Annotated in this window: 29 protein-coding genes; 16 read left to right on the top strand and 13 right to left on the bottom strand. The window is 61.7% G+C overall.

The genetic code is table 11. The annotated features are described in order from the left end of the window. The first annotated feature begins 237 nt into the window (after nucleotides 1–237). Nucleotides 238–1,122: a sugar nucleotide-binding protein gene (locus ACGJAX_RS03005; protein WP_090325577.1), complete on the top strand. Its 885-nt coding sequence runs from the start codon at nucleotides 238–240 to the stop codon at nucleotides 1,120–1,122. Next, on the top strand, nucleotides 1,115–2,044 hold the full coding sequence (locus tag ACGJAX_RS03000; protein WP_390957386.1) for an NAD-dependent epimerase/dehydratase family protein: 930 nt from the start codon (nucleotides 1,115–1,117) through the stop codon (nucleotides 2,042–2,044). Before ACGJAX_RS03005 ends, ACGJAX_RS03000 begins: the two co-directional genes overlap by 8 nt. 141 nt (nucleotides 2,045–2,185) lie before the next feature. On the opposite strand, the gene ACGJAX_RS02995 is transcribed toward ACGJAX_RS03000, so the two are convergent. The 5 genes from ACGJAX_RS02995 to ACGJAX_RS02975 all read right to left on the bottom strand — a co-directional run bounded on the left by ACGJAX_RS02995 (nucleotide 2,186) and on the right by ACGJAX_RS02975 (nucleotide 6,334). Continuing rightward, nucleotides 2,186–2,884 (bottom strand): OmpW family outer membrane protein, encoded by a 699-nt coding sequence (locus tag ACGJAX_RS02995; RefSeq protein WP_390957385.1) that lies wholly within the window; start codon nucleotides 2,882–2,884, stop codon nucleotides 2,186–2,188. A gap of 222 nt (nucleotides 2,885–3,106) precedes the next feature. Further along, a complete protein-coding gene (locus ACGJAX_RS02990) occupies nucleotides 3,107–3,640 on the bottom strand; it encodes a DUF3299 domain-containing protein (RefSeq protein ID WP_390957384.1) in 534 nt (177 codons plus the stop codon). Then, nucleotides 3,637–4,902 (bottom strand): FtsX-like permease family protein, encoded by a 1,266-nt coding sequence (locus tag ACGJAX_RS02985; protein ID WP_390957383.1) that lies wholly within the window; start codon nucleotides 4,900–4,902, stop codon nucleotides 3,637–3,639. Before ACGJAX_RS02985 ends, ACGJAX_RS02990 begins: the two co-directional genes overlap by 4 nt. Nucleotide 4,903: 1 nt before the next feature. Then, nucleotides 4,904–5,614, bottom strand: a complete 711-nt coding sequence (locus tag ACGJAX_RS02980; RefSeq protein ID WP_090325568.1) for an ABC transporter ATP-binding protein — start codon at nucleotides 5,612–5,614, stop codon at nucleotides 4,904–4,906. A 135-nt stretch (nucleotides 5,615–5,749) separates the two neighbouring features. Then, nucleotides 5,750–6,334: a DUF2796 domain-containing protein gene (locus ACGJAX_RS02975; protein ID WP_390957382.1), complete on the bottom strand. Its 585-nt coding sequence runs from the start codon at nucleotides 6,332–6,334 to the stop codon at nucleotides 5,750–5,752. A 135-nt stretch (nucleotides 6,335–6,469) separates the two neighbouring features. Between ACGJAX_RS02975 and ACGJAX_RS02970 the strand changes: the two genes are divergently transcribed. Further along, complete coding sequence (locus tag ACGJAX_RS02970) at nucleotides 6,470–6,808, top strand: hypothetical protein (protein WP_390957381.1); 339 nt, start codon at nucleotides 6,470–6,472, stop codon at nucleotides 6,806–6,808. Nucleotides 6,809–6,912: 104 nt separating this feature from the next. Here ACGJAX_RS02970 and trxA read toward each other — a convergent pair whose 3' ends face one another. The 3 genes from trxA to ACGJAX_RS02955 all read right to left on the bottom strand — a co-directional run bounded on the left by trxA (nucleotide 6,913) and on the right by ACGJAX_RS02955 (nucleotide 9,061). Further along, complete coding sequence (gene trxA / locus ACGJAX_RS02965) at nucleotides 6,913–7,785, bottom strand: thioredoxin (protein WP_390957380.1); 873 nt, start codon at nucleotides 7,783–7,785, stop codon at nucleotides 6,913–6,915. Nucleotides 7,786–7,943: 158 nt separating this feature from the next. Continuing rightward, nucleotides 7,944–8,600, bottom strand: a complete 657-nt coding sequence (locus tag ACGJAX_RS02960) for a methyltransferase (RefSeq protein WP_090325561.1) — start codon at nucleotides 8,598–8,600, stop codon at nucleotides 7,944–7,946. Next, on the bottom strand, nucleotides 8,597–9,061 hold the full coding sequence (locus ACGJAX_RS02955) for a hypothetical protein (protein ID WP_390957379.1): 465 nt from the start codon (nucleotides 9,059–9,061) through the stop codon (nucleotides 8,597–8,599). Before ACGJAX_RS02955 ends, ACGJAX_RS02960 begins: the two co-directional genes overlap by 4 nt. Before the next feature lie 127 nt (nucleotides 9,062–9,188). Here ACGJAX_RS02955 and nrdR point away from each other — a divergent pair, with 127 nt between their 5' ends. The 12 genes from nrdR (at nucleotide 9,189) to ACGJAX_RS02895 (ending at nucleotide 17,920) form a co-directional block, all read left to right on the top strand. Further along, entirely contained in the window at nucleotides 9,189–9,653 is a 465-nt protein-coding gene (gene nrdR / locus ACGJAX_RS02950) for a transcriptional regulator NrdR (protein WP_003228656.1), read from the top strand. Then, the gene (ribD, locus tag ACGJAX_RS02945; RefSeq protein WP_248915645.1) at nucleotides 9,650–10,783 is read left to right on the top strand and encodes a bifunctional diaminohydroxyphosphoribosylaminopyrimidine deaminase/5-amino-6-(5-phosphoribosylamino)uracil reductase RibD; all 1,134 of its coding nucleotides are present in this window, start codon (nucleotides 9,650–9,652) and stop codon (nucleotides 10,781–10,783) included. Before nrdR ends, ribD begins: the two co-directional genes overlap by 4 nt. A 47-nt stretch (nucleotides 10,784–10,830) precedes the next feature. Further along, nucleotides 10,831–11,496, top strand: a complete 666-nt coding sequence (locus ACGJAX_RS02940) for a riboflavin synthase (protein ID WP_008059524.1) — start codon at nucleotides 10,831–10,833, stop codon at nucleotides 11,494–11,496. 16 nt (nucleotides 11,497–11,512) lie between these two features. Further along, nucleotides 11,513–12,604, top strand: coding sequence for a bifunctional 3,4-dihydroxy-2-butanone-4-phosphate synthase/GTP cyclohydrolase II (gene ribBA / locus ACGJAX_RS02935; RefSeq protein ID WP_090325554.1), 1,092 nt, complete (start codon nucleotides 11,513–11,515; stop codon nucleotides 12,602–12,604). 91 nt (nucleotides 12,605–12,695) lie between these two features. Continuing rightward, entirely contained in the window at nucleotides 12,696–13,172 is a 477-nt protein-coding gene (gene ribE, locus ACGJAX_RS02930; RefSeq protein ID WP_003228649.1) for a 6,7-dimethyl-8-ribityllumazine synthase, read from the top strand. Then, the gene (gene nusB, locus ACGJAX_RS02925; protein ID WP_008000432.1) at nucleotides 13,169–13,669 is read left to right on the top strand and encodes a transcription antitermination factor NusB; all 501 of its coding nucleotides are present in this window, start codon (nucleotides 13,169–13,171) and stop codon (nucleotides 13,667–13,669) included. The genes ribE and nusB overlap by 4 nt, the downstream gene beginning before the upstream one ends. A 23-nt stretch (nucleotides 13,670–13,692) precedes the next feature. Then, nucleotides 13,693–14,658, top strand: a complete 966-nt coding sequence (gene thiL, locus ACGJAX_RS02920) for a thiamine-phosphate kinase (RefSeq protein ID WP_390957378.1) — start codon at nucleotides 13,693–13,695, stop codon at nucleotides 14,656–14,658. Further along, on the top strand, nucleotides 14,655–15,158 hold the full coding sequence (locus ACGJAX_RS02915; RefSeq protein ID WP_390957377.1) for a phosphatidylglycerophosphatase A: 504 nt from the start codon (nucleotides 14,655–14,657) through the stop codon (nucleotides 15,156–15,158). Before thiL ends, ACGJAX_RS02915 begins: the two co-directional genes overlap by 4 nt. A 43-nt stretch (nucleotides 15,159–15,201) precedes the next feature. Next, entirely contained in the window at nucleotides 15,202–15,939 is a 738-nt protein-coding gene (locus ACGJAX_RS02910) for a substrate-binding periplasmic protein (protein WP_390957376.1), read from the top strand. Between the two features lie 147 nt (nucleotides 15,940–16,086). Further along, a complete protein-coding gene (gene ribA / locus ACGJAX_RS02905) occupies nucleotides 16,087–16,704 on the top strand; it encodes a GTP cyclohydrolase II (RefSeq protein WP_090325547.1) in 618 nt (205 codons plus the stop codon). After that, nucleotides 16,701–17,120: an MFS transporter gene (locus ACGJAX_RS02900; protein ID WP_390957375.1), complete on the top strand. Its 420-nt coding sequence runs from the start codon at nucleotides 16,701–16,703 to the stop codon at nucleotides 17,118–17,120. The genes ribA and ACGJAX_RS02900 overlap by 4 nt, the downstream gene beginning before the upstream one ends. Further along, on the top strand, nucleotides 17,120–17,920 hold the full coding sequence (locus ACGJAX_RS02895) for a helical backbone metal receptor (RefSeq protein WP_390957374.1): 801 nt from the start codon (nucleotides 17,120–17,122) through the stop codon (nucleotides 17,918–17,920). Before ACGJAX_RS02900 ends, ACGJAX_RS02895 begins: the two co-directional genes overlap by 1 nt. Before the next feature lie 86 nt (nucleotides 17,921–18,006). On the opposite strand, the gene ACGJAX_RS02890 is transcribed toward ACGJAX_RS02895, so the two are convergent. The 5 genes from ACGJAX_RS02890 to ACGJAX_RS02870 form a co-directional block, all read right to left on the bottom strand. Continuing rightward, nucleotides 18,007–19,890, bottom strand: a complete 1,884-nt coding sequence (locus tag ACGJAX_RS02890) for a TonB-dependent receptor domain-containing protein (protein WP_390957373.1) — start codon at nucleotides 19,888–19,890, stop codon at nucleotides 18,007–18,009. Nucleotides 19,891–20,040: 150 nt separating this feature from the next. Then, entirely contained in the window at nucleotides 20,041–21,939 is a 1,899-nt protein-coding gene (gene dxs, locus ACGJAX_RS02885) for a 1-deoxy-D-xylulose-5-phosphate synthase (protein ID WP_390957372.1), read from the bottom strand. 91 nt (nucleotides 21,940–22,030) lie between these two features. Beyond that, nucleotides 22,031–22,918: a (2E,6E)-farnesyl diphosphate synthase gene (ispA, locus tag ACGJAX_RS02880; protein WP_248915638.1), complete on the bottom strand. Its 888-nt coding sequence runs from the start codon at nucleotides 22,916–22,918 to the stop codon at nucleotides 22,031–22,033. Next, nucleotides 22,915–23,157 (bottom strand): exodeoxyribonuclease VII small subunit, encoded by a 243-nt coding sequence (locus ACGJAX_RS02875; protein ID WP_007894317.1) that lies wholly within the window; start codon nucleotides 23,155–23,157, stop codon nucleotides 22,915–22,917. The genes ispA and ACGJAX_RS02875 overlap by 4 nt, the downstream gene beginning before the upstream one ends. A gap of 109 nt (nucleotides 23,158–23,266) precedes the next feature. Next, the gene (locus ACGJAX_RS02870) at nucleotides 23,267–24,427 is read right to left on the bottom strand and encodes a Fic family protein (protein WP_090325536.1); all 1,161 of its coding nucleotides are present in this window, start codon (nucleotides 24,425–24,427) and stop codon (nucleotides 23,267–23,269) included. Nucleotides 24,428–24,704: 277 nt separating this feature from the next. On the opposite strand from ACGJAX_RS02870, the gene ACGJAX_RS02865 reads away from it, so the two are divergent. Further along, nucleotides 24,705–25,496 carry a YfaP family protein gene (locus tag ACGJAX_RS02865; RefSeq protein ID WP_248915637.1) on the top strand — a complete coding sequence of 264 codons (792 nt, stop codon included), beginning with the start codon at nucleotides 24,705–24,707 and terminating at the stop codon, nucleotides 25,494–25,496. The last annotated feature ends 31 nt before the right edge of the window (nucleotides 25,497–25,527 follow it).

The raw sequence follows: 25,527 nt of genomic DNA, 5'->3' as shown, positions 1-25,527 counted from the left end.
TATCGCGAGCAGGTTCGCTCCCACAATGGATTGGAGTACACCGCAAATCCCATGTGGGAGCGAACCTGCTCGCGATGGGGCCGGCGAAGGCACCACAATTCCCGCACATCTACACTTTACGGATGACGGTTGCGCACTAAACCCGCAAAATGCAACGATTCTGGCTACTTTCAACGACACCGCTCGCGAGCGCTGTCGACAAACCCTCGTTCCAATCAGACTGGGCCTGCTGACTCTATGCGAATGCGCCTTATGTTACTGGGCGGCGGAAATGCCCTTGGGCAGGCGCTGATTCGCCTCGGTGCGGAAGAAGACATCGGTTTCCTCGCCCCCCGCCCTCCGCAAGACGGCTGGGATGCCGCGAGCCTGACGCAACTGCTCGACGACACCCGACCGGACGCGTTGATCAACCTCGCCTACTACTTCGACTGGTTTCAGGCGGAGACGGTCAGCGAGCAGCGTCTGGCCGCGCAGGAGCGGGCGATCGAGCGCCTGGCCGAACTGTGCCAACACCACAACATCGTCCTGCTGCAACCTTCGAGCTATCGCGTGTTCGATGGCTCCCGGGCAACCGCCTATAGCGAAAAAGATGAACCGGTGCCGCTGGGCTTGCGTGGTCAGGCGTTGTGGCGCATCGAGCAAAGTGTGCGCGCCACGTGCCCGCAGCACGTGTTGCTGCGTTTCGGCTGGCTGCTCGATGACAGCCCCGAGGGCACGCTGGGGCGTTTTCTCGAACGGGCCGAACGTCCCGAAGAGCTGTTGATGGCCGACGATCGCCGGGGCAATCCGACCCCGGTGGATGACGCCGCCCGGGTGATCATTTCCGTACTCAAACAGCTCGACTGCGCGGCGCCATTGTGGGGCACCTACCACTACGCCGGGCATGAAGCGACCACGCCGCTGGCCCTGGGCCAGGCAATTCTCACCGAAGCACGCGCCCTGCATCCGCTGGCCATCGAAGCACCGACCGCCCAGGCTCACGCCGCGCGACCGGACGCCGCCGAAGAGCCGCAACACGCGGTGCTGGCCTGCAAGAAAATTCTGCACACGTTCGGGATCAAGCCACGCGCCTGGCGTGCGGCCCTTCCGGGCCTACTCGACAGGTTCTATCGCCATGGCTGAAGGCCCCGTTTTAATCACCGGCGGTGCCGGTTTCATTGGTTCGCACCTGGCCGATGCCTTGCTCGCCACCGGGCATAAGGTGCGGGTGCTCGATGACCTGTCGACCGGCAAGCGCAGCAACCTGCCACTGGATAATCCCGATATCGAGTTGATCGTCGGTGATGTCGCCGATGCCGCGCTGGTGGCCCGGGCTATGGTCGGTTGTAGCGCCGTGGCGCACCTGGCGGCAGTGGCGTCGGTGCAGGCCTCGGTGGACGACCCGGTGAAAACGCACCAGAGCAATTTCATCGGTTCGCTGAATGTCTGCGAAGCCATGCGTCAGGCGGGTGTCAAGCGAGTGCTGTTCGCCTCCAGCGCGGCGGTGTACGGCAACAATGGCGAAGGTGAGTCAATCGATGAAGACACGCCCAAGGCGCCATTGACCCCTTACGCCGCGGACAAACTGGCCAGCGAACATTACTTCGATTTCTATCGACGCCAGCACGGACTGGAGCCGGTGATTTTCCGCTTCTTCAACATCTTCGGCCCGCGTCAGGATCCGTCCTCGCCGTATTCCGGGGTCATCAGCATTTTCAGCGAGCGCGCGCAGAACGGCCTGCCGATCACGGTGTTTGGCGACGGTGAGCAGACACGTGATTTTGTCTACGTCGAGGATCTGGTCGGCCTGCTGGTGCAAAGTATCGAGAAGCCTCAGGTGGAAGTCGGGGCGGTCAATGTCGGCTGGAACGAGGCGACCAGTCTCAAGCAGATGCTGACGGCGCTCGAGACGGTGGTCGGCAAGCTGCCGCCGGTGAGCTATGGCCCGGCGCGTTCCGGTGACATCCGCCATTCACGGGCCAATAACCAGCGTCTGCTGGAGCGCTATACCCGTCCGCAACAGACACCGTTGAGTGTCGGGCTGGCGCGGTTGTTGGGGCGCTGAGATTCTTGAGAGCACAAAAGAGGCGCCTTGAAAGGCGCCTTTTTTGTGGCCCGGATATCGCTTCTGGGGCGATGTATTTCCTGTGGCGAGGAGCATGCCCCTTCACCACACAAGCCAGGTTCACCACCACGTGAACATCCTTTAGAACTTGTAACCCAGGCCCACCATGTAGATGAACGGGTCCACATCCACATTGACGCGGGCGCGGGTGCCCGGTGCCACGGCGTCGTTTTCCACGGTCGCGCGGGTGTCGATGTCGATGTAGCGCATCTGGGCGTTGAGCATGATGTTGTCGGTAAGCATGTAATCCGCACCGACCTGGAACGCCATGCCCCAGGAGTTATCCGCCTTGAAGTTGCTGAAGCCGTTGGCCTGGGCCTCGCTGCTGAGGTGCTCGTCGTAGATCCAGGTGTAGTTGATACCGGCGCCGACGTAAGGCTGGAAGGCGGACTTCGCGTCCAGCGGGTAGTACACGACGCTGAGGGTCGGTGGCAGGTGTTTCAGCGAGCCGAGTTTGCCATTCGCCGCACCCAGGGCTGTGCCCTTGAGTGTGACGTCATGCTCGAACGGCGTCGCCGCGAGCAACTCGATCCCCCAGTTACTGGTGAACATGTAGGCGAAGTTCAAGCCCAGTTGCGTGTCGCTGTTCATGGTCGCCTTGCCACCCAGGTTGGTACCCGCCAATGGGCCTTGATCGACCTTTACGCTGGAGCTGTCGTCTTTCGGGTTAACGGTGATTGCACCGGCGCGAAGGATGATGTCACCGGCTTCGTGGGCGTGGGCGAGCGGGGCGGCGAGCGCTAGGGAACACAGCGCGACGCTGAGCAAGGACTTGTTCATGGGGGCTCCAGAGGACGTTAAAAATGTTTGATGTCCAATGGTAAACAGCCGTTTGATTTCGTCTTTTGACTCAGCTCAATGAAAGTGGGGTGTGCGCAATTTTGTGGCCGATTTTGCGGGCCTCTTCGCGAGCAGGCTCTCTCCCACAGGGTTACGCGATTCCCTGTGGGAGCGGGCTTGCCCGCGATGGCGGATGATCTGACAACGCAAAAAACAGCGGGCTCACTCCGGCAATTCATACACGTAAATCTTTTCCGCCTCCATCTGATACCCGGCATCCGCCAATTCGCTGGTGGACGGTTTGACCTGCATCGCTCCTTCGATCCAGTACGGTTGGTACAACTCGTCCAGCTTTACCCCGACTTCACTTTTGACGTGCACGATCTGGTTCGATGGCGGTGGCGGCACGTGGATGCAGGCGCCGAAATACGGCACCAGCAGAAACTCCGTGGTGCGTCCTTCCTCGCTCACTTCCAGCGGCACGATGTAACCCGGCAAACGAATGTGCTGCCCATCGAGGGCTTTCACTACCGGCGCGTTGGGCATTTCCTGCTTGGCTGCGGGCGCTGATTCGGCGGACAGTGTGCTGCTCATCTGCGACAGGTCGTGCAGTGGCTTCATGTTTGGCACTTGCGCCGGGGCGTCCGGCGGGATCATGTCCGGCCAGGTCAGCTCTTTCGGCTCGGCCGCCCATAGGGGCAGGGCGACCAGCATCAACAGCGCAAGCAGGGCGCGGGGCATTTTCAACGTCCTCATAAACGGATCGACAGGCCATCGGCCAAGGATTGGCGATAAGCGCGCCAGGCCGGCACGCTGCCCATCAGCAGCGCAGCGAGCAGAATGCCACCGAGCAGCGTCCATTCATATTCGCTCGGCCAGGACAGCGGCAGAAACAGGCCGTAATTGGCTTGCACATACCCCTGGGCGGCGGCGATGCACAGGTACAGCAGCGCCACGCCGGCGACCACGCCGGACAACGCCAGGGCAAACGCCTCCAGCACCAGCAGCGTTGCAATGTGCCACGGCCGCGCGCCCACCGAACGCAGGATCGCCATCTCGCGACGACGCTCGTTGAGGCTGGTGAGAATGGCCGTGAGCATGCCGATCAAGCCGGTCAGCACGACGAACAGCGACACCACGAACAAGGCTTTTTCCGCCGTGCCCATCAAGCTCCACAACTCTTGCAACGCCACGCCCGGCAGGATCGCCAGCATCGGTTCGCCGCGGAATTCGTTGATTTCACGCTGCAAGGCGAAGGTCGAAATCTTGTTGTTGAGGCCCAGCATGAACGCGGTGATCGCTTGCGGCGTCAGGTCCATGTTGCGCGCCTGATCGGCGCTGACCCGACCTTCACCCCTGGCCGGTACGCCGTTGTGCCAATCGATGTGAATGGCTTCCATACCACCAAGACTGATGTGCAGCGTGCGGTCCACCGGGGTGCCGGTGCGCTTGAGAATACCGACCACGGTGAAGGGCTTGTCGTCGTGTTTGACCAGGCTGATCGCCGCGACGCCATGGGCCAGGACCAGTTTGTCGCCGAGTTTGTAGTGCAGTGCTTCGGCCACTTCGGCCCCCAGCACCACTTCGAACGGGTCGGTGGCGAAGGCACGACCGTCGGCCAGTTCCAAGTGTTGCTGGCGGCCGTACTGGTAATGCTCGAAGTACGCCTCGGTGGTGCCCATCACCCGATAACCGCGGTGCGAGTCGCCCAGGGATATCGGGATGGCCCACTTCACTTTCGGGTTGCTGGCGAAGTGTTCGAAGCTGTCCCAACGAATGTTGTTGGTGGCGTTGCCGATGCGGAACACCGAATACAGCAACAGGTTGACCGAGCCGGAGCGCGCGCCGACGATCAGGTCGGTGCCGCTGATGGTACTGGCGAAACTGGCCTTGGCTTCGGTGCGCACCCGCTCTACCGCCAACAACAGGCAGACCGACAGGGCGATGGCGAACGCAGTGAGGATCGCGGTGAAGCGGCGGTTAGCCAGGCTGGCCATGGCAAGACGAAACAAATACATCTCAGACCTCGGACGGGGTGGCGGCGCGATTGAGATCGGCCAGCGACAGGTGGCGATCGAACAGCGGCGCGAGGCTTTGATCATGGCTGACGAACAGCAGGCTCGAGCCGGCTTCGCGGCATTCGGCGAACAGCAGGCGAATGAAGTTTTCGCGGGCGTCGTAATCCAGGGCCGAGGTCGGTTCGTCGGCGATCACCAGTTCCGGCTGGCCGATCAATGCCCGTGCGGCAGCGACCCTTTGCTGTTGGCCGATGGACAGCGAATCGGCGCGGCGACTGAGGATGCTTTCGTCTTTCAAGCCCAAATGCGCAAGCAACGTGGCAGCCGCCTGATCGATGCTGCCATGGCGCTGGATTGCCCGTTGCGCGCGCAACTTGGAGAAGCGGCAAGGCAGCTCGACGTTTTCGCGCACCGAGAGAAATGGCAGCAGGTTGAACTGCTGGAAGATGTAGCCGGTGTGATCGACGCGAAAGTGATCGCGGGCACCGGCCGAGAGTTCGGTCAGTTCCTGGCCGAGCAGGCGGATACTGCCGCGATTCGGTTTCTGCACACCGCCGAGCAGGCCGAGCAGGGTAGTCTTGCCACTTCCGCTCGGGCCTTTGAGGAACAGGGTTTCCCCCGGCTCCAGGCGAAACGCCGGGATGTCCAGCAACGGTGGGTGACCGGGCCAACTGAAGCCCAGGTCGGACAGTTCGATGAGTGCTTGGGTCATGGCGCCGATTTCAGTGGTGTTCATTAACCTGTGGGAGCGAGCCTGCTCGCGATGGCGGTGTAACAGTCAACAAAGATGTTGAATGTTACGGCCTCATCGCGAGCAGGCTCGCTCCCACGTTTGATTTGCGGTGGATCAGAATTTCAGGGCCGCCGCCTTCGCCGTCACCTCAACCCCTTGCTGTCCGCTCGGGCCGATCAGTTGTACCTGAATTTTCTGGGTGGCCGGGAACGTATTGAAGATAGTCGCCAGATCCAGAGTCTTCAGCGCAGCGGGAGTGGCGCAAGTGAAGCTGTAATGGGCGTGGATTTCGCTGTGGTCGTGGTGATGTTCGTCTTTGGCGTCTTCGTCGTGATCGTCGTCAGCCTTCGGTTTGTCGCCGAACAGCGGGCTTTCCAGTTCCGTGCCAGCGACCTCGCAACCGGCGGCTTTCGGCAGGGCGAACAGCGCCAAGGGTTTTTCCAACCGGGCACGGAAAGCAGCAACCTTGGCCTTGTCGGCATCGGTGGTGGCGGCATGTTCGAAGCCCACCAGATTCATCGCCGGGCTTTCCAGCTCCAGCTCCAGGGTCTGACCGTCCAGCGCTGCGTTCAAGCGACCGACACCGTGTTCGTGGGCGCCGAGGCTACCGTGCTCATGGTCGTGGTCATGTTCATCAGCCGCGTGGGCGACAGCCAGCGGCAACAGGGCAAATGGCAAGGCGAGCAGCAGACGATGCATGGGCGTAACTCCGAAAGTAAAATGAAGAATTTGTTATGTAATCTTATAACGTTATGGCGGAGAGTTTGACCGTCTGCTTGGCGTTGCACAAGTCCCGTGGGAGCATGCCGGACAGAAATGTGCAGGAGCTGACTCATGTTGCGAATTCGCGGAAGCATCGGCGACTGGCCGGTGGATTTGACGCTGGAGATGGACGACGCCGACTGGGCGCGGCTGGGGGCGCAGTTGACCGTGGAGAAAACCGGGGTCACTGCCGCGCCGGCTAAACCGCAGAGTCAGGATGATGCGCTGTGGCAGATCGCCAGGGACCTGCTGCGCAAGGCTGGACAGTTGAGTGGGCCGGATCTGCTGGAGCAACTGGAAGGGCTGACCGGCAATGCGTCGGCGGGCAAACGACTGTTGGTGCGTTTGCGCCATAGCCCGGACGTGAAGGTGGAGAGCGGCGGGGATACGCCGCTCTATCGCTGGTTGTAGGAGCGAGCTTGCTCGCGAAGGACGTCAATCCTGACGCGGGCTACCTGCATAACTGCGGCGCCCTTATGTCCATCGCGAGCAAGCTCGCTCCTACAGGGCCGCGCTTAATAAAGCGCGGCAAACAACTTGCGACGGTAAGTGGTCACCAGCGGGTGATCGTTGCCGAGCAGTTCGAACACCTGCAGCAAGGTCTTGTGCGGCAAGCCTTCGCTGTAGCTGCGGTTGCGGATGAACAGCTTGAGCAGGCCATCCAGCGCGGCGTCGTATTGCTGGCGGGCCAGTTGCTGGACCGCCAGTTGATAGACCGCCTCATCGTCCTGCGGATTTTTTGCCAGGCGCGCCTTCAGGTCGGCGGCATCCGGCAAGTCCTTGGCCTGGCCGAGAAACTTGATCTGCGCCTTGGCACCGGCCAATGCAGCTTTGTGTTCATCAGTCTTGACCGCGTCGAGCACGGCTTGTGCCTCGCCCAGTTCACCGCGTTCGGTGAGGCAGCGGGCATAGAGGATCAGCGCCTTGGCGTTGGTGTTGTCTTCACCCAGCAGCACTTTGAGGATGGCTTCGGCGTCGGCGAAACGGCTGTCTTCGAACAGTGCCTGAGCCTGTACGAACGGGTCGGCAGCGGCCGGCGGCGGCATTTGCACGTGAGGCTCGAGCAGCGCGCGCACGGCTGATTCCGGTTGGGCCCCGGCAAAACCGTCGACGGGCTGACCATCCTTGAACAGCACCACGGTTGGCAGACTGCGAATGCCGAAACGGGCGACGATGTCCTGTTCGATGTCGCAGTTGACCTTGGCCAGCAGCAACTCACCCTGATAGCTCTCAGCAATGGTCTGCAGCATCGGCATCAGCACTTTGCACGGCGCACACCATTCGGCCCAGAAATCCACCAGCACCGGTTTGTGGAAAGAATTCTCGATCACCGACTGGTCGAAGTCGGCGGTCGTGGCGTCGAAGATGTACGGCGTTTCCTGACTCATGGGGGATCTCGTAGAAGCGTGAATGAGGCAACTATACGGCCTGGCGGGGTGTGGCCGGAAGCGGGGGGCGTGAAAGGTGCGTTGGGTGACAGGCTCGTTCCTACAGTGGTTGTGTGTCGAATACAAATCCTGTGGGAGCGAGCCAGCTCGCGATGCTTTCAGGCGCGCCGCGCATGGTAGAGGCTCACATGCCGAAACTCTTCCGGCTCGGCCAGATCCGGCAGGGTCATGGCTTCGAGCATTTCGATTCGACGATACAGCGGATGGCGAAAATCTCTGACTCGCGAATCGGCCACCAGCGCTTCCTGGCCACGACTCAAGAACTCATCGAGCAGCGGCAGGTTCGCGCGGTCGTACAGCACATCGGCGACCAGGATCAGATCAAAGCGATCGGCTTCGGCGAAAAAATCCGTCGAATAGCTGAGCTGCACGTCATTGAGTTCGGCGTTCGCCCGACAGGCGGCAATCGCCAGCGGGTCGAGGTCGCAAGCCACCACTTCCAGCGCTCCGGCCTTCACCGCGGCAATCCCGGCGACGCCGGAGCCGGCGCCGAAATCCAGGACACGCTTGCCTTTGACCCACTCGGGAAATTGCGCGAGATAACGGGCTACGGCCAAACCGCTGGCCCAGCAGAAACACCAGTAAGGCGGTTCATGCAGAATCCGTCGGGTTTCTTCCGGGGTGAAGGCGCGGTCCATGTTGTCGCCGTCGATCAACCAGAGCTTCAGGTCGGTGCCCGGCAGCTCACCGGCTACCAGGCGCGCGTCACCGAGCAATTCACCCAAGGCCTGTTGCAGGTCGAGCGGTGTACTCATGGGGCTGTGACGAATTGCAGTTGACCCAGCACCTGGGTGGTCGGTTGGCTAATCAATTGCGATGGCAGATGCAGGATCAATTGGCCGGACTGACTGGCGCGGCCACGCAGTTCGACCCGGGCGCCGGCCGGGAAGGATTCCGGATTGAAGCGCAGGTGAAACGGCAGCACCTGGTTGTTGCCGATCAGGCTCGAACTGGCGAGTAACTGTTGCGGACGGCCTTTTTCGTCGATCACCAGCAGCGCCAGTTCGACTTCGGCGCCCGCCGGCACGCCTTGCAGGGTGCCGCTCAATTCACGTTGATAGGCCGGCAGCGGACCGAGATTGGCAGACTCCCTGGCTTTCTTCTGCGCCTGCTCCGGCGCGGGGCCTGGTGTCGGTGGCTGGGGTTTGGGCGCATTGCTGCCGCAAGCCACCAGCAGGCTGAACAGACTGAGCAAAACGAGCGGTCGTAGCGACATTGGCAGCTCCGTAAAGGTAAATTCCATGGATCTAAAGATCATGGCGTCTGTATACCGCAAACCCTATGGCTTGTCTTGCCACGGGGATGCGCTACCATGGCCCTCCCTTTTTTTGTTGCCTGCCACCATGCACTGTCCCTTCTGCGGTGCCAACGACACCAAGGTCATCGACTCGCGTCTGGTCGCCGAGGGCGAACAGGTGCGCCGCCGGCGTGAATGCCTGGCCTGCGGCGAGCGATTCACGACGTTCGAGACCGCCGAACTGGTGTTGCCGCGCCTGATCAAAACCGACGGCAGTCGTCAGCCGTTCGACGAAGAAAAACTCCGCGCCGGCATGCAGCGCGCGCTGGAAAAGCGCCCTGTGAGTGTAGAACGCCTGGAATCATCGTTGGTGCACATCAAGCACAAACTGCGTGCCACCGGTGAGCGAGAGGTCAAATCCCTCGTGGTGGGTGAACTGGTGATGGCCGAGCTGCAGAAGCTCGACGAAGTCGCCTACATACGTTTCGCTTCGGTGTATCGCCGCTTCCAGGACCTCAACGAGTTCCGCGAAGAGATCGATCGCCTGGCCCGTGAGCCGGTAAAAGAATGAGCCTGCCCGCAGAACAAGCCATCCTCGACGCCCATTTCATGACCCGTGCCCTGGAACTGGCGCGCAAAGGTCATTACACGACCCATCCCAACCCCCGGGTCGGTTGCGTGATCGTGCGGGACGGGCAGATTGTCGGCGAAGGCTGGCACGAACGCGCCGGCGAACCCCACGCGGAAGTCCACGCCTTGCGCGCGGCCGGTGAACTCGCCCGTGGCGCCACCGCTTACGTAACCCTCGAACCCTGCAGCCACCACGGTCGGACACCACCCTGTGCCGATGCACTGGTCAATGCCGGTGTGGCGCGGGTGGTCGCGGCCATGCAGGACCCGAACCCGGAAGTCGCCGGTCGTGGCTTGCAACGCCTGGAGCAGGCCGGTATCGCCACCGAAAGTGGCGTACTGGAAGGCGAGGCGCGCGCACTCAATCAAGGTTTCTTGAAACGCATGGAGCACGGCTTGCCGTTCGTGCGGGTCAAGCTGGCCATGAGCCTCGATGGCCGCACGGCGATGGAAAGCGGCGAAAGCCAATGGATCACCGGCCCGGCGGCGCGTTCGGCGGTGCAACGTCTGCGTGCCCAGGCCAGTGTGGTGTTGACCGGTGCCGACACGGTGCTGGCGGATAACGCCCGCTTGACCGTGCGTGCCGACGAGTTGGGGCTGGACGCCGGGCAAACCGCACTGGCCATGAGCCGTCCGCCGCTGCGCGTGCTGGTCGACGGTCGTCTGCGCGTGCCGCTGGATGCGCCATTCTTCAAGGCCGGTCCGGCGCTGGTGGCCACGTGCATGGCGGTGGAGGAGCAATACGCCAACGGCCCAGAATGCCTGATCGTGCCGGGCTACGATGGCCAGGTCGATTTGCGCCAGTTACTGGTCGAACTGGCCGCTCGCGGTGTCAACGAAGTGCTGGTCGAGGCCGGGCCGCGCCTGGCCGGGGCTTTTGCTCAGCAAGGTCTGGTCGACGAGTTTGTGATCTTCATGGCCGGCAAGTTCCTGGGCTCCTCGGCGCGTCCGCTGCTGGACTGGCCGCTTGCGCAAATGAAGGATGCGCCGTCGCTCAAAATTACCGAAATTCGCGCGGTTGGCGATGACTGGCGAATCACTGCCATTCCTTTGCCAGCAGCGAGCGTATAATTTTCGGCCATCGCTATAGCGCTGGCTTTGTTCTCGAGGAGAACCCCATGTTCACCGGCATCATCGAATCCATCGGCAGTATTCGTGCATTGACCCCAAAAGGCGGAGATGTGCGGGTCCATGTAGAAACCGGCAAGCTCGACCTGAGCGACGTCAAACTGGGCGACAGCATCGCGGTCAACGGCGTGTGCCTGACCGCCGTTGAGTTGCCGGGCAACGGCTTTGCGGCCGACGTCAGCCGCGAAACCCTCGACTGCACCGCCATGAACGACCTCAAAAGCGGCAGTCCGGTGAACCTGGAAAAAGCCCTGACCCCGACCACCCGTCTTGGCGGGCATCTGGTCAGCGGGCATGTCGATGGCGTGGGTGAAGTGGTGGCCCGCACCGAGAATGCCCGTGCCGTGGAATTCCGCATCCGCGCGCCGAAAGAACTGGCCAAGTACATCGCCCATAAAGGCTCGATCACCGTCGACGGCACCAGCCTGACGGTGAACGCGGTCGATGGCGCCGAGTTCCTGCTGACCATCATTCCGCACACCCTGAGCGAAACCATCATGGCGTCGTACCAGCCGGGTCGTCGGGTGAATCTGGAAGTGGACTTGCTGGCACGTTACCTGGAGCGCCTGTTGCTGGGCGACAAGGCCGCAGAGCCTACGGCTGGCAGCACCATTACTGAAAGCTTTCTGGCCGCCAACGGCTACCTCAAATCCTGACTCAAGGGGGTGCCTTGTGGCGCTCAATAGCATCGAAGAACTGGTTGAAGACATCCGCCAAGGCAAGATGGTCATCCTCATGGATGACGAAGACCGCGAGAACGAAGGCGACCTGATCATGGCCGCCGAGTGCTGCAAGCCCGAGCACATCAACTTCATGGCCAAGCACGCCCGTGGCCTGATCTGCATGCCGATGAGCCGCGAGCGTTGCGAGCTGCTGAAGCTGCCGCTGATGGCGCCACGCAACGGTTCCGGCTTCGGCACCAAGTTCACCGTGTCGATCGAAGCGGCCACCGGTGTGACCACCGGCATCTCCGCCGCCGACCGCGCACGCACCGTACAAGCGGCTGCCGCCCGTGATGCCAAGGCTGAAGACATCGTCAGCCCGGGCCACATCTTCCCGCTGATGGCCCAGGCCGGTGGCACCCTGGCTCGCGCCGGCCACACCGAAGCCGCCTGCGACCTGGCGCGCATGGCCGGTTTCGAGCCGAGCGGCGTGATCTGCGAAGTGATGAACGATGACGGCACCATGTCCCGTCGCGCGGAACTGGAAGCTTTCGCTGCCGAACACGACATCAAGATCGGCACCATCGCCGATCTGATTCACTACCGGATGATCCACGAACGTACCGTTCAGCGGATTGCCGAGCAGCCGCTGGACAGCGAACTGGGCCAATTCAACCTGGTGACCTATCGTGATTCGGTGGAGGGCGACGTGCACATGGCACTGACCCTGGGCAATGTCTGCGCCGAGGAACCGACCCTGGTTCGCGTGCACAACATGGACCCGCTGCGCGACCTGCTGATGGTCAAGCAACCGGGTCGCTGGAGCCTGCGCGCCGCCATGGCCGCGGTTGCCGAGGCCGGCAGCGGCGTGGTGCTGTTGCTCGGGCACCCGCTCGATGGCGACGTGTTGCTGGCGCACATCCGCGAAACCGCGGACCACGCGGCCGTGAAAAAACCGACCACCTACAGCATTGTCGGTGCCGGTTCGCAGATCCTGCGTGACCTCGGTGTGCGCAAAATGCGCCTGATGTCTGCACCGATGAAATTTAATGCGATATCCGGTTTCGATCTGGAAGTTGTAGAATACGTGCCCTCCGAATAATGACCGGTTGTTTCCGGCCTTGAATTCGCGGTTCAAATATCACTGAGGGGCGCGTAGAAGACGCGTCCCGGCTCTTTAAGAGATCTAACGAATGACCCTGAAGACCATCGAAGGTACCTTCATCGCCCCTAAAGGCCGCTACGCTCTGGTAGTGGGCCGTTTCAACAGCTTCGTCGTTGAAAGCCTGGTCAGCGGTGCAGTTGATGCCCTGGTTCGCCATGGCGTGAGCGAAAGCGACATCACCATCATCCGTGCGCCTGGCGCCTTCGAAATCCCGCTGGTTGCGCAGAAAGTCGCTCAGAAGGGTGAGTTCGCGGCAATCATCGCCCTGGGCGCGGTCATTCGTGGCGGTACTCCGCATTTCGAATACGTGGCAGGCGAATGCACCAAGGGCCTGGCCCAGGTGTCCATGGAGTTCGGCGTTCCGGTTGCCTTCGGCGTCCTGACCGTTGATTCCATCGAGCAAGCCATCGAACGTTCCGGCACCAAGGCCGGTAACAAAGGTGCTGAAGCTGCCCTGTCCGCTCTGGAAATGGTCAGCCTGCTGGCGCAGTTGGAGGCCAAGTGATTAGCGACGAAAGCGATCGTTTCAACCCGCGCGATCCAAAGCCTGCGGATGCCGGCAAGCCATCGAAAAGCGTCAAGCGTCGCGAAGCCCGTCAGCTCGCGACCCAGGCGCTGTACCAATGGCACATGGCCAAGCAGTCGCTGAACGAGATCGAAGCGCAGTTCCGGGTCGATAACGATTTCACCGATGTCGATGGTGCTTATTTCCGCGAGATCCTCCACGGGGTTCCGCAGTTCAAGACCGAAATCGACACCGCACTCAAGCCTTGCCTGGACCTGACCATCGAAGAGCTCGATCCGGTTGAACTGGCGGTTCTGCGCCTGTCCACCTGGGAGCTGCTCAAGCGCGTCGACGTGCCGTACCGCGTTGTGATCAACGAAGGTATCGAACTGGCCAAGGTCTTCGGTTCCACCGACGGCCACAAGTTCGTCAACGGTGTGCTCGACAAACTGGCCCCGCGTCTGCGTGAAGCTGAAGTGAAGGCGTTCAAGCGCTAACCTGCGCTTGAACTGCCATTGCCATGGGTGAGTTTGAGCTGATCCGCAATTTCTTCGCCGCCGCGCCTTGTGCGCAGGGCGGCGAAGGCGTTGCCCTCGGGATCGGTGACGATTGCGCCTTGCTGGCTATTCCCCCAGGGGAACAGCTGGCGATTTCTACCGATACGCTGGTGGCCGGTGTGCACTTCGCCGACCCTTGCGATCCCTTTCTGCTCGGCCAGCGCTCGCTGGCTGTGGCCGTCAGTGACCTGGCGGCCATGGGCGCCACCCCCATCGCCTTTACCCTTGCCCTGACCTTGCCGACGGTGACTACCGATTGGTTGCAGGCCTATGCCCGTGGTTTGAGCCTGATGGCGCAAAGCTGCAGCGTGGCGCTCGTCGGCGGTGACACCACCCGCGGGCCGCTGAGCATGACCATGACCGTGTTCGGGCGCGTGCCCAACGGCCTGGCCCTGACCCGCAGCGGCGCACAACCGGGCGACTTGTTGTGCGTCGGCGGTGAACTGGGCAATGGCGCTGGCGCCTTGCCGCTGGTGCTCGGTGAGCGCACCGCCGAACCTGCCATCGCCGATCCGCTGTTGGCGCACTACTGGTCGCCGCAACCGCAGTTGGCGCTGGGTCAGGCACTGCGTGGCAAGGCAACGGCGGCGCTGGACATCTCCGATGGCTTGCTCGCTGATTGTGGGCACATTGCCCTGGCATCGATGGTCGCCGTTCAAGTCGAGTGCGATCGCTTGCCGTTGTCCAGTGCGCTGGTCGCTTTCCTCGGGCAGGCAGGGGCGCAGAACGCGGCGCTCAGCGGTGGCGATGATTACGTATTGGCTTTCACGCTGCCGTCCGTCGAGTTACCGCCATTGCTGGCCGAGGGCTGGCCGATTCATGTGGTCGGGCGGATTGTGGCGGGGCAGGGCGTGACGCTGCTCGATAGCGATGGGCAAGACATCACCCCGCAAACCCGGGGTTATCAACATTTTCGGGAGTCACCGTGACAGATCATCCCAAACAGGTCCCGGGGGAATTCGTACCGCCGTCGGTCTGGCGCAACCCGTGGCATTTCCTGGCGTTCGGCTTCGGCTCGGGCACCTTGCCAAAGGCCCCAGGCACCTGGGGTTCATTGGTGGCGCTACCCTTTATTCCGTTGTGGCAGATGCTGCCGGACTGGGGATACTGGCTGATGCTGGGCATCACCATGCTGTTCGGCTTCTGGCTGTGCGGCAAAGTCGCTGACGATTTGCGGGTGCACGACCATGAAGGCATCGTCTGGGACGAAATGGTCGGGATGTGGATCACCCTGTGGCTGGTGCCGGAAGGCTGGCAGTGGTTGCTGGCGGGTTTCCTGATGTTCCGTTTCTTCGATATTCTCAAGCCGTGGCCGATTCGCTGGATCGACCGGCACGTGCATGGTGGCGTCGGGATCATGCTCGATGACGTTTTGGCGGGTGTGTTTGCGTGGCTGGCGATGCAGGGACTGGTATGGATTTTCGCCTGACCTGACCGCAGAGGTCATGAGGCGCCAACTGGGAGAACTAAGGATGGCTCTACGCGGGTTGATAGGGATGGTGCTTGCCGTGTTTTGCTCCCTCGCGCAGGCGCAGGAGACCGGGACGCCACCGGCGGTCATTCACCTGGCCAGCGAAGACTGGGAGGATTACACCGCCGCCGACGGCCATGGACTGGGCTGGGACGTGCTGCGACAAGTCTTCGAACCGGCGGGCGTCAAGCTCGACATTCGCACTGAACCCTACCTGCGCTCGGTAGGCCTGGCCGAGCGCGGCGAGGTCGACGCCTGTGTCGGTTCCTATCGCGACGAATCCAGCGAGCTGCTTTATCCCCGCTGGAACTTCGATACCGACCACATCTACGCCTTGGGGCTGACCAGCAGCCCGGTGCCGACCCCGGAAACCCTGGGCAATTATCGGTTGGCCTGGGTGCGTGGCTACGATTACCAGCATTACCTTCCCAATGTGCAGCACTTTGCTGAAGTGCAGCGGCGTACCGGCATCGTGTCGATGCTGACCCACAAGCGTACCGACTTTTACATCGACGCCCTGACCGAGGTCGATTACGTGCTCAATCGGGCCAAGGATCCGTCGCAGCTGCGACGCACCCATATCGCCGAACTGCCCCTCTACCTGTGCTTCGCCAAAACCCCGCAGGCCCGCACGCTGATGGCCTTGTTTGACCAGCGCATGGAACAGCTGGTGAAAAGCGGCGAGCTCAAGCCCATCTTCGAACGCTGGAAACAGCCTTACCCGTTTGATGAGAACTGAAGGGCTCCCACAGGGGCGGTGTCGTCAGGGGGGGCATATCAAACTTTTTGATAGTTATCCCCGATAATTCAGCCTAAGCGCCATCCGGAACCTGCTGTTACAATGCCGGCCTGCGAATCTTCAGACTTTTAGATCAGGAGCACACAGGTGCCTGTCGTTTTTGTCGCCGCTTGCAAGCTGCCAACGCCTTTTGCGCAATTCACCATGCATGGCTTTCTTGATGAAGCCACCGGCCGTGAGCACGTTGTGCTGAGCCTGGGCGAGATTGCCGACGGTGCTCCGGTACTCGGCCGGTTGCACTCCGAATGCCTGACGGGCGATGCCTTGTTCAGCCAGCGTTGCGACTGCGGCTCGCAACTCGAGGCCGCGTTGCAGGCGATTGCCCGCGAAGGTCGCGGCGTATTGCTGTACTTGCGTCAGGAAGGCCGTGGTATTGGCCTGCTGAACAAGATCCGCGCCTATGAGCTGCAGGATGGCGGTGCCGATACCGTTGAAGCCAACGAGCGCCTGGGCTTTGCCGCTGACCAGCGCGACTACGCCATGTGCCTGCCGATGCTGGAGCACCTGGGCGTGAAATCCCTGCGTTTGATGACCAACAACCCGCGCAAGGTCAAAGCCTTGACCGACATGGGCATCGTGGTTGCCGAGCGCGTACCGTTGCACACCGGTCACAATCCCCATAACAAACTCTACCTGGCGACCAAGGCCAGCAAACTTGACCACATGATGGGCAATGAGCATCAGGGCGAGGTTGACCGGGCGTGACACGCGGTCAGGTGCGGCGGCGACTGGCCGTCAACTGGTGGCAATACCTGGCGCTGGCCTTGTTGCCGCTGTTCGTGATCAACGGCGTGTTCGGCCAGAGCGAGGCGATCTTGCCGGTGCTGGCGATGCCATTGTTCGTCGCCGGTGTGGCTTCGATGTTTGTCAGCCTGAAATTTTTTGGTGGGTACAAACACGCATTGATCGCCACCCAGAAAGCCCTCGATACCCCTGAAGAACCTGCCGCCTGGATCAGTCTGGCCGCCACACGGCGCACGGCATTTCTCGCTGCCGGCCTGCCGGCGTGGATCGGTGCCCTGGCCGTGTTCGTCGGTCTCGAAGCCGTGCCGCTGGTGCTGCTGGCACTGTCAACCACGGTGCTGTTCTACCTCTACCGCATTCCGCGTCAACTCGGCTGATGCGTGCAGCCTGGCTGGCGGTTCTGTTGCTGGCCATCAGCGGCTCGGCAGCAGCGGTCGAGCGGGTGGTCAGTCTGGCGCCGTCGCTCTCTGAAATCGTTGTCGAACTGGGTTCAGCCGACCTGCTGGTGGGGGTGCTGGATGCCGGTGAGCGTCCTGCCGAACTCAAAGACCTGCCGTCCGTTGGCCGCTACGGCCAGTTGGACATGGAGCGGCTGCTCAGCCTGAAGCCCGACTTGCTGCTGCTGTGGCCCGACAGCGTCGGCCCGGCCCAGCGTGAACAACTCAAGCACCTGAACATCCCGACCTACGTCGCCGAGCCACATGACCTGGACCAACTCGCCGCGCAAATCGAGGCGATTGCCACGCAACTCGGTCGGCCGGAGCGCGGTGTCTCACTGGCGACGGGGTTAAGGCAGCGGCTGACGGAATTGCGTCAACGTTATCGCCGCGATCAACCATTAGGGGTGTTTTATCTGGTCTGGGATCGGCCGCTGTACACCATTGGGGGTGGGCAGATCATCAGTGATGCGCTCGAAGTCTGTGGGGCGCGGAATGTCTTCGGCGACCAGACGCTGGCCGCGCCGCAGATCAGTGTGGAGGCGGTGCTGCAGCGCAATCCGCAGGTGATCCTGGCCGGCGATCAGGCGCAACTTGATGCGTGGAGGGCATGGCCGCAGGTGGAGGCGGTGGCGAAGGGGCAGTTGCTGTTGGTGACGGATAAAGGCCTGGAGCGACCCAGCGGGCAAATGATCGAAGCGACGGCCAAGCTTTGCCGGTTGATTGCACCTGATCGTTGAGACCGAGGCGTCAGCAATTACAGCGCAGATCCCCTGTGTGCGAGCTTGCTCGCGATAAGGCCAGCCCGAACACGGCTCATTTCAGATCAGATCTCCGGGGTCCACGTCACCCCGAACATCCAGGTTTGACCTTCCTCTCGATACCCATACTGACTGCCTTCATGGCTATACAGTACCCGGGTGTAGTCCTTGTCCAGCAGGTTATCGACTTTTAGCTCCAGCTTGATCTCGTGATTGAGTTCCCAACTGCTGCGCAGCCCCAACAAGGCATAGCCGCCCAAGGGCTGTTGATTGTTCAGATCGTCATAGCTGCTGCTCACCGCTTGCCAGCTGGCGCCGAGGCCCAGCCGGTCGAACTGCCGATCCAGATCCAGGCTCAAGGTGCGCCGGGCACGCCGCGCCAGGGTATGGCCGGTGTCGCGATCGCGGGGATCGATGATTGCCACGCCGAGATTGCTCTGCCAGCCGAAAAGCTCTTGTTTCAACGCCGCTTCGAAGCCGTTGATCCGTGCCGAAGCCACGTTCTGCGGGCGTGAATTGCTGCCGAAGATGATCGCGTCTTGCAAATCGGTGCGGTACAGCGAGGCTTCCAGGCGACTGTCCTCGGTCAACTGGCTGCGCCATTGCAGCTCATAGCTCTTTGACGTTTCAGGCTTCAGGTCCGGGTTGCTGAAGTCCGGGTAATACAGGTCGTTGAAGGTCGGCGCGCGGAAGCCTTCGCTGTAACTCAGCAGCACATCGTTATCCGGGTTCAACGGCAGGGTGAACGTGCCGCTCCAGCTGTTCTGGCCGCCAAACTGCTGATTGTCATCGTGACGCAGGCCCAGCTCGGTGGAGAAACTGTCCGCCTGATAGCGGTGCTGGATGAACGCCGCCCGGTTCCAGCGGCTGTCTTCGTCGAAGTCCGTGCTGCTGTTGATCCGGTCTTCGTACCAGTCGCCGCCGAGGATCAGGCTGTTGCGCTCGTTGAGCTTCAGATCGTTCTGCCAGGTCAGTGAGTCGCGGTATGTGTTGAAAACGCTGCGTTCATCGCTGAGTTTGTCGAGGGTCTTGTCGCGGTTTTCGCTGTGGCCGAATTCGACGCGGGTTTTCCAGAGGTCATTCACCCGCGCGTCGATGTAGCTGCTGACACTGCTCACGTCGAATTCGCTGTAGGGCTGCTGCTGCAGCGACTCGAAGGTAACGGGGTCAAAGCGCCCGAACGGGTTGTCGAACGCGCTTTTGCCGTGGTTATCCAGCAGGTTGGCGCCGACTTCGATGTCGTCGGTGAGTGCGTGGCTCAGGCTCAGGCTCAGCGACTTGTTGCGGTATTCGTCGTGATCGCCATCACTGGGATACGACTCGTGGGTGCGGTTGATCCCGGCGGTTTCATCAAGGCTGGTGCCAAGGTTGAAACGGGTACGCTCATCGCCGCCGGACAGGCCAAGGCTGCGCTCCCAGATCTGGTTGCTGCCAAAGCCCATGTGCAAGCGCGGTTGCAGGCCTTGCTGGTCGCCGCGACGGGTAAAGATCTGGATCACACCGCCAATCGCATCGCTGCCGTAGATCGCCGAGCGGGAGCCGCGCAGCACTTCCACGCGCTCGACCTGCTCGATGTTGATGTGTTGCAGGTTGCTGTCACCGGAGGTCGAGTTGCCGATCCGTTGGCCGTCCACCAGTACCAGGCTCTGGGCCGATTGAGTGCCGCGGATATACACCCCGGGCAAGCTGCCACGACCACCGGTTTGCGCCACTTGCACGCCCGGCACTCGACGCAGCAGGTCTGTGACGCTGTCCGGTTGCAGGCGGTCGATGTCTTCGCGGGTGAACACCGTGTTGGCGGCGCTGCTGTCGTTGCGCGCTTCGACCTGGCGGTTGGCGCTGATCAGCACGTCGGGCAGTTTCAGGGCTTGATCGCGTTCGAAAGTGTCGGCGAGGGTTTTGGCGGCGGGTAGCAGAAGCAGGGGCAGGGCGACGCGGTAGAGCTTCATGGGTAGTCCGAGGGTATTTCGCGGAGCACAAAAATCAATTGTGGGAGCGAGCCTGCTCGCGATTACGGTATATCAGTCAATATTTGAGTCGACTGACAGTCCGCTATCGCGAGCAAGCTCGCTCCCACACTATGTTGCGTGTATCCAGAATTAGACGTTAAGCAGTTGCAGCCGTTCGCGGATCGCGGCTTCGATTCCGGCCTCGTCCAATCCACACTCGGCCAGCATTTGCGCAGGCTTGGCGTGTTCGACGTAAAGGTCCGGCAAGCCCAGGTGCAGCATCGACTTGAGGATGTTTTCCCGGGCAAGGAACTCGCTGACCGCACCGCCGGCGCCGCCCATGATTGCGTTCTCTTCGACGGTCACCAGCAGCTCATGGCTGGCGGCGATTTCGCGTACCAGTGCTTCATCCAGTGGTTTGACGAAACGCATGTCGACCACGGTGGCATCCAGCGTCTCGGCCACTTTCATCGCCTCGGCCAGTTGCACACCAAACACCAGCAGGGCGACTTTACTGCCTTGACGGCGCACCACGCCCTTGCCGATTTCGATCGGTTCGAGGTTCTTCTCGATGGTCGCATTCGGGCCGGTGCCGCGCGGGTAGCGCACAGCCGCCGGGCCTTCGTACAGATGGCCGGTGGTGAGCATTTTGCGCAGCTCGTTTTCGTCGCTCGGGGTCATCACCAGCATGCCGGGAATGCAGCGCAGGAACGACAGGTCGAAGCTGCCAGCGTGCGTCGGGCCGTCTTCGCCCACCAGACCTGCGCGGTCAATGGCGAACAATACGTCGAGGTTCTGCACTGCCACGTCATGGATCAGTTGGTCGTAGCCGCGCTGCAGGAAGGTCGAGTAGATCGCCACCACCGGTTTCGCGCCTTCGCAGGCCATGCCGGCGGCAAGGGTCACGGCGTGTTGCTCGGCAATCGCCACGTCGAAGTAGCGCAGCGGGAAGCGCTCGCTGAAAGCCACCAGGTCGGAGCCTTCCTTCATCGCCGGGGTAATGCCCACCAGGCGCGGGTCGGCCGCGGCCATGTCGCACAGCCACTCACCGAACACACCGGAATACTTCGGTCCGCTGGCCTTTTTCGGCGCAGCGGCGGGGGCGTCCAGCGGTTCGAGCTTGGTGATCGCGTGGTAGCCGATCGGATCGACTTCAGCAGGCGCGAAGCCCTTGCCCTTCTTGGTGACGACGTGCAGGAACTGCGGGCCTTTCAGATCGCGCATGTTGCGCAGGGTGGCGATCAGGGTCGGCAGGTCGTGGCCATCGATCGGGCCGATGTAGTTCCAGCCCAGTTCTTCGAACAGGGTACCGGGTACCAGCATGCCTTTTGCGTATTCTTCGGTGCGACGGGCGATTTCCCAGGCGCCGGGCAGGCGCGACAGCACTTTCTTGCTGCCTTCGCGCATGCTGGCGTAGGTGCGGCTGGACAGGATCTTCGCCAGATAGTTGGACAAGCCACCAACGTTGCGCGAAATCGACATGTCGTTGTCGTTGAGGATCACCAGCATGTCGGCGTTGACTTCCGGCGCGTGGTTCAGCGCTTCGAACGCCATGCCGGCGGTCAAGGCGCCGTCGCCGATCACCGCGATGGCCTTGCGATCATTGTTTTGCAGGCGCGAGGCAATTGCCATGCCCAGCGCTGCGCTGATCGAGGTACTGGAGTGACCGACGCCGAAGGTGTCGTATTCGCTCTCGGAGCGGCGCGGGAAGGCGGCAATGCCGTCCTTCTGGCGCAGGGTGCCCATGCGCTCGCGACGACCGGTGAGGATCTTGTGCGGATAAGCCTGATGACCCACGTCCCACACCAGCCGGTCGTCCGGGGTGTCGAAGACGTAATGCAACGCGATGGTCAGCTCGATCACGCCCAGGCCGGCGCCGAAATGCCCACCGGTCTGACCGACCGTATAGAGCAATTCCAGGCGCAACTCATCGGCCAGGGTTTCCAGCTCGGCTTCGCCTAACCGGCGCAGGCCGTCCGGCGTGTTCGCGCGGTCGAGCAGGGGCGTGGTCGGGCGCTTGCGGGGAATCTCATGAAACGTCGTGGGCATCAGGCGAATCGTTATAGGTATAAAAGATGCGGCAGTTTACCTGATGCATCGGTCCCTGCCCACGCGTTGGTCTTTTTTGACCGATTGGCCGTCAGTTGCGGCGCTCGACGATATAGCGGGCCAGATCGCGCAGAGGCTCTGCCGCCGCGTCAAACGGTCGCAGCGCGTGCAGCGCCTGATCGCGCAATTCCAGGGCGTAGGCCTTGGCGGCTTCAAGGCCGAGCAGGGCCGGGTAGGTCGGCTTGTCGCGGGCAATGTCGGCGCCCTGGCGTTTGCCGAGGGTTTCGGTATCGCTTTCAACGTCGAGAATGTCGTCCTGGACCTGGAATGCCAGACCAATGGCCTGTGCATAAGTCTGCAGGGACTTCAGTTCGTCCTTTTGCGCGTGACCACTGGCCAGGGCGCCGAGCTTGACGCTGACTTCGATCAGCGCACCGGTCTTGTGCCGGTGCATGTATTCAAGGGCTTTTTGATCGAGCTTCAGACCGACCGAACCCAAGTCGATGGCCTGGCCGCCGACCATGCCCGCCGGGCCTGCGGCCAATGCCAGGGCGCTGACCATCTGCAGGCGAATCTCTGCGTCGGCGTTGCTCAGACGCGGGTCGAGCAGGGCGCTGAAGGCCAGGCTCTGCAAGCCGTCGCCAGCGAGGATCGCGCACGCTTCATCGAATTTTTTGTGCGTGGTGGGCTGACCGCGACGCAGGTCGTCGTCGTCCATGGCCGGCAAATCGTCATGCACCAGCGAGTAGGCGTGGATCAACTCCACCGCGCAGGCCGCGCCGTTGGCTTGCTCGGCCTTGCCGCCCAGGGCTTCGCACGCGGCGTAGGCCAGCAGCGGGCGCACGCGCTTGCCGCCGTTCATCACGCTGTAGCGCATGGCTTCGTACAGACGCGCCAGCTCAGGGCCGGGTGCGGTGAACAGGGTTTCCAGAGCCGCATTGACTCGAGCCTGGCTGGTCGCTGAATACGCTGCAATCATTCTGGTTGATCCGCGTCGAAGGGTTCCTCGGCCAACTCGCCATCACGCTCGAGCAGCACCTGAACCTTTTGCTCGGCCTGGGCCAGCGCCGCCTGGCAATCGCGGGTCAGACCGATGCCTTGCTCGAAAGCGGTCAGCGAGTCTTCCAGCGACAATTCACCATTCTCCAGGCGCTCGACCAGCGTTTGCAGGTCAGCGAGAGATTGTTCGAAATCCAGTGCAGCTTTTTTGCGGGCCATGGCGGCGATTTCCGGTTGACGTTAAACCGGCGCGACACTAGCAGACATGGGGTTTATGGGCAAATGAGCGGGGCATTTGGCGGCTAAACCCTGTGGCGAGGGAGCGAGGTCACTTGCCATAGGGTGATGGAGTCGAGCCATCCGGATCACGGATTTTATAGCGGGTACTGCGCCCGCCACCCGGCAGGCGTTGCAAACAGCCTTTTTCCAACAGTTCGGCCAGATGGCGGGTTGCAGTGGCTTTGGACACTTTCGCCACAGCCTGATACTGAGCTGCGCTGATCCCGCTTTCGAAACCGCGCTCTCCGCCATCGAGCATGCGATTCAGTACTTTGGTCTGTTCGACCGACAGTTCGGATTCCCGGTGCGCCTGCCAGAAACGCGCTTTGGCCAGCACCGACTCGATCCTCGCCATTGCCTGCTGCAGGCTGCGCAGCAAGGTGTGTAAAAACCATTGCAGCCATTCGGTGATGTCCAGCGTCGCTTTCTGGCTGGTTTCCAAGACGCGGTAGTAGCCTGAGCGATCCTCGAGAATGCTCGCCGACATGGCGTAGAAACGGATTGCCTGAGCCTCGCCTTGAGCCAGCGCAAGGTCGGTGATGGTTCGCGTCAAGCGACCATTGCCATCGTCAAAAGGGTGGAGCGTGACAAACCAGAAGTGCGCGACGCCGGCACGCAACAGCGGATCGAGCGCGGCCTGATGACGGCTGCTTTCAAACCAGTCGAGGAAGGTTTCGAGTTGTTGTTCAAGGCCCCGGCGGGGCGGCGCTTCGAAGTGGACTGTGGGCTTGTCGAGACGGCCCGACACCACTTGCATCGGATCATCGCCGCGCAATGCGCCAACACGGATACTCCGTGCGGCGAGATCAGTGTCCTGATCCGGGAACAGCCATGCATGCCAATCCAGCAAGCGCTCAAGGGTCAACGGCTCGGCGAAATGCTGCGTTGCATCAAGCATCAGGCGGGCCAGGCCTTCGCTGCGTTGGCTGACGTTATCGCCACCCATCACTTCAAGCCCCAAACGCCGCGCCAGTGAAGAGCGGACCGAGCCGACATTCAACTGTTCACCTTCGATGGCGGACGAGGTGACGATGTTTTGCAGCAATGCATCCAGCTCGCTCTGCGCACTCAGCGAACTACCGACGGAACTGACCATGCCCATCAATCGACCTTGTGCCTGGACGCACTCGCGCAGCAACGGTGCCAAGCGCTCGGCGTGCCAGGTGAAATTCGGCCAATCAGGCTGTTGCCAGATCCAGTGAGGTGCCATGTATTTGATGCTCTGGGGTGAGTGAGCCGATTAGAAGAGATATTCGGCTCATATAATGAGCCGAATATGACCCTTATTCGGCTCACCGTCCACTCACTCGCGTGATTTGCGCCGCATTTTCAGAGGGATGTGATTGTTAGCTGCGGCCATGGCGGCTAACCTTCGCGCCGTGTACGACCCGACAGTCACGGGTCTTTCAGACGAAACGCAGTATCAACCTCTGTAACGCGCCGAGGATCGGGCGCAAGGTTTCGTCATGCATGGCAGGAGGCATCACATGCGTTCAATTCTTTTGCTGCTGTTCGGCTGGCTCTGTGCGCCTGCACTCCTGGCCGCGCCGAGTGCCGAGGTGTCGGAGCCCATTGGTGGTTGGCGCTACAACGGCCTGCTGGACCGGACGGAAAACCCGCAAGTGGCCTATCCTACGCCGCCCATCGACCGGGGTGTGCAGCGCAATCGCACGATGATCGAGGGCCAGCTCAAGGCCCTCGGCACGCAACGCGGCCCCCACACCCTGGCGGTCAACGGCAATCCGTTGAACCTGTACACCGACGATCAGGGGCGTTTCGCCCGACCCTATGCGTTCGGCGCCGGCTCCAACAGCGTCGAAGTGCGCAGTGCCGAGGGGCAGTCGCTCAAGCGGGTTCAGTTCTATGAAGCCAACAACCTGCGCACCCCGGCGCGGATTCGGGTGGTGCTCGGTTGGGACGACCCGAAAGCTGAGCTCGACCTGCACATCATTACCCCGGATGGTCAGCATGCGTTCTGGGCTCATACGGCGCTGACCAACGGCGGCGGCCTGGACCCTGATGGCGTCGATGGTCCCGGCCCGGAAATGTTCACCATGACCGCGCCGCTGCATGGCACCTATCTGGTTTACGTGAACTATTGGGGCAACTTTGGCAGTGGCGGCTATAACTTCGATGAGGCCAGCAACCAGAACGAGGTGATCACCTCGCAGATCAACCTGGTGCTCAACGAAAACACCGTCGACGAAAAACGCGAAACCTTCATCGTGCCCTTGCGTGCGATCGGCGACCTGCTGCTGGTCAAGACTTTCAACTATTAAACATCCCGCACCACGGATGAATTGGGCTTTG

The sequence above is a fragment of the Pseudomonas moorei genome, assembly GCF_042846945.1.
In the GTDB taxonomy this organism is placed as follows: Bacteria; Pseudomonadota; Gammaproteobacteria; order Pseudomonadales; family Pseudomonadaceae; genus Aquipseudomonas; species Aquipseudomonas moorei.
Note: the sequence above shows the minus strand (reverse complement) of the source record. Positions and strands in the feature narration are given on the sequence as shown.

What these genes read in the sequence shown, in the direction of transcription:
- ACGJAX_RS03005 (WP_090325577.1), top strand. Translation starts at nt 238, where the DNA reads ATGCGAATGCGCCTTATGTTACTGGGCGGCGGAAATGCCCTTGGGCAG.
- ACGJAX_RS03000 (WP_390957386.1), top strand. Translation starts at nt 1,115, where the DNA reads ATGGCTGAAGGCCCCGTTTTAATCACCGGCGGTGCCGGTTTCATTGGT.
- ACGJAX_RS02995 (WP_390957385.1), bottom strand. Translation starts at nt 2,884, where the DNA reads ATGAACAAGTCCTTGCTCAGCGTCGCGCTGTGTTCCCTAGCGCTCGCC.
- ACGJAX_RS02990 (WP_390957384.1), bottom strand. Translation starts at nt 3,640, where the DNA reads ATGAGGACGTTGAAAATGCCCCGCGCCCTGCTTGCGCTGTTGATGCTG.
- ACGJAX_RS02985 (WP_390957383.1), bottom strand. Translation starts at nt 4,902, where the DNA reads ATGTATTTGTTTCGTCTTGCCATGGCCAGCCTGGCTAACCGCCGCTTC.
- ACGJAX_RS02980 (WP_090325568.1), bottom strand. Translation starts at nt 5,614, where the DNA reads ATGACCCAAGCACTCATCGAACTGTCCGACCTGGGCTTCAGTTGGCCC.
- ACGJAX_RS02975 (WP_390957382.1), bottom strand. Translation starts at nt 6,334, where the DNA reads ATGCATCGTCTGCTGCTCGCCTTGCCATTTGCCCTGTTGCCGCTGGCT.
- ACGJAX_RS02970 (WP_390957381.1), top strand. Translation starts at nt 6,470, where the DNA reads ATGTTGCGAATTCGCGGAAGCATCGGCGACTGGCCGGTGGATTTGACG.
- trxA (WP_390957380.1), bottom strand. Translation starts at nt 7,785, where the DNA reads ATGAGTCAGGAAACGCCGTACATCTTCGACGCCACGACCGCCGACTTC.
- ACGJAX_RS02960 (WP_090325561.1), bottom strand. Translation starts at nt 8,600, where the DNA reads ATGAGTACACCGCTCGACCTGCAACAGGCCTTGGGTGAATTGCTCGGT.
- ACGJAX_RS02955 (WP_390957379.1), bottom strand. Translation starts at nt 9,061, where the DNA reads ATGTCGCTACGACCGCTCGTTTTGCTCAGTCTGTTCAGCCTGCTGGTG.
- nrdR (WP_003228656.1), top strand. Translation starts at nt 9,189, where the DNA reads ATGCACTGTCCCTTCTGCGGTGCCAACGACACCAAGGTCATCGACTCG.
- ribD (WP_248915645.1), top strand. Translation starts at nt 9,650, where the DNA reads ATGAGCCTGCCCGCAGAACAAGCCATCCTCGACGCCCATTTCATGACC.
- ACGJAX_RS02940 (WP_008059524.1), top strand. Translation starts at nt 10,831, where the DNA reads ATGTTCACCGGCATCATCGAATCCATCGGCAGTATTCGTGCATTGACC.
- ribE (WP_003228649.1), top strand. Translation starts at nt 12,696, where the DNA reads ATGACCCTGAAGACCATCGAAGGTACCTTCATCGCCCCTAAAGGCCGC.
- thiL (WP_390957378.1), top strand. Translation starts at nt 13,693, where the DNA reads ATGGGTGAGTTTGAGCTGATCCGCAATTTCTTCGCCGCCGCGCCTTGT.
- ACGJAX_RS02910 (WP_390957376.1), top strand. Translation starts at nt 15,202, where the DNA reads ATGGCTCTACGCGGGTTGATAGGGATGGTGCTTGCCGTGTTTTGCTCC.
- ACGJAX_RS02895 (WP_390957374.1), top strand. Translation starts at nt 17,120, where the DNA reads ATGCGTGCAGCCTGGCTGGCGGTTCTGTTGCTGGCCATCAGCGGCTCG.
- ACGJAX_RS02890 (WP_390957373.1), bottom strand. Translation starts at nt 19,890, where the DNA reads ATGAAGCTCTACCGCGTCGCCCTGCCCCTGCTTCTGCTACCCGCCGCC.
- dxs (WP_390957372.1), bottom strand. Translation starts at nt 21,939, where the DNA reads ATGCCCACGACGTTTCATGAGATTCCCCGCAAGCGCCCGACCACGCCC.
- ispA (WP_248915638.1), bottom strand. Translation starts at nt 22,918, where the DNA reads ATGATTGCAGCGTATTCAGCGACCAGCCAGGCTCGAGTCAATGCGGCT.
- ACGJAX_RS02875 (WP_007894317.1), bottom strand. Translation starts at nt 23,157, where the DNA reads ATGGCCCGCAAAAAAGCTGCACTGGATTTCGAACAATCTCTCGCTGAC.
- ACGJAX_RS02870 (WP_090325536.1), bottom strand. Translation starts at nt 24,427, where the DNA reads ATGGCACCTCACTGGATCTGGCAACAGCCTGATTGGCCGAATTTCACC.
- ACGJAX_RS02865 (WP_248915637.1), top strand. Translation starts at nt 24,705, where the DNA reads ATGCGTTCAATTCTTTTGCTGCTGTTCGGCTGGCTCTGTGCGCCTGCA.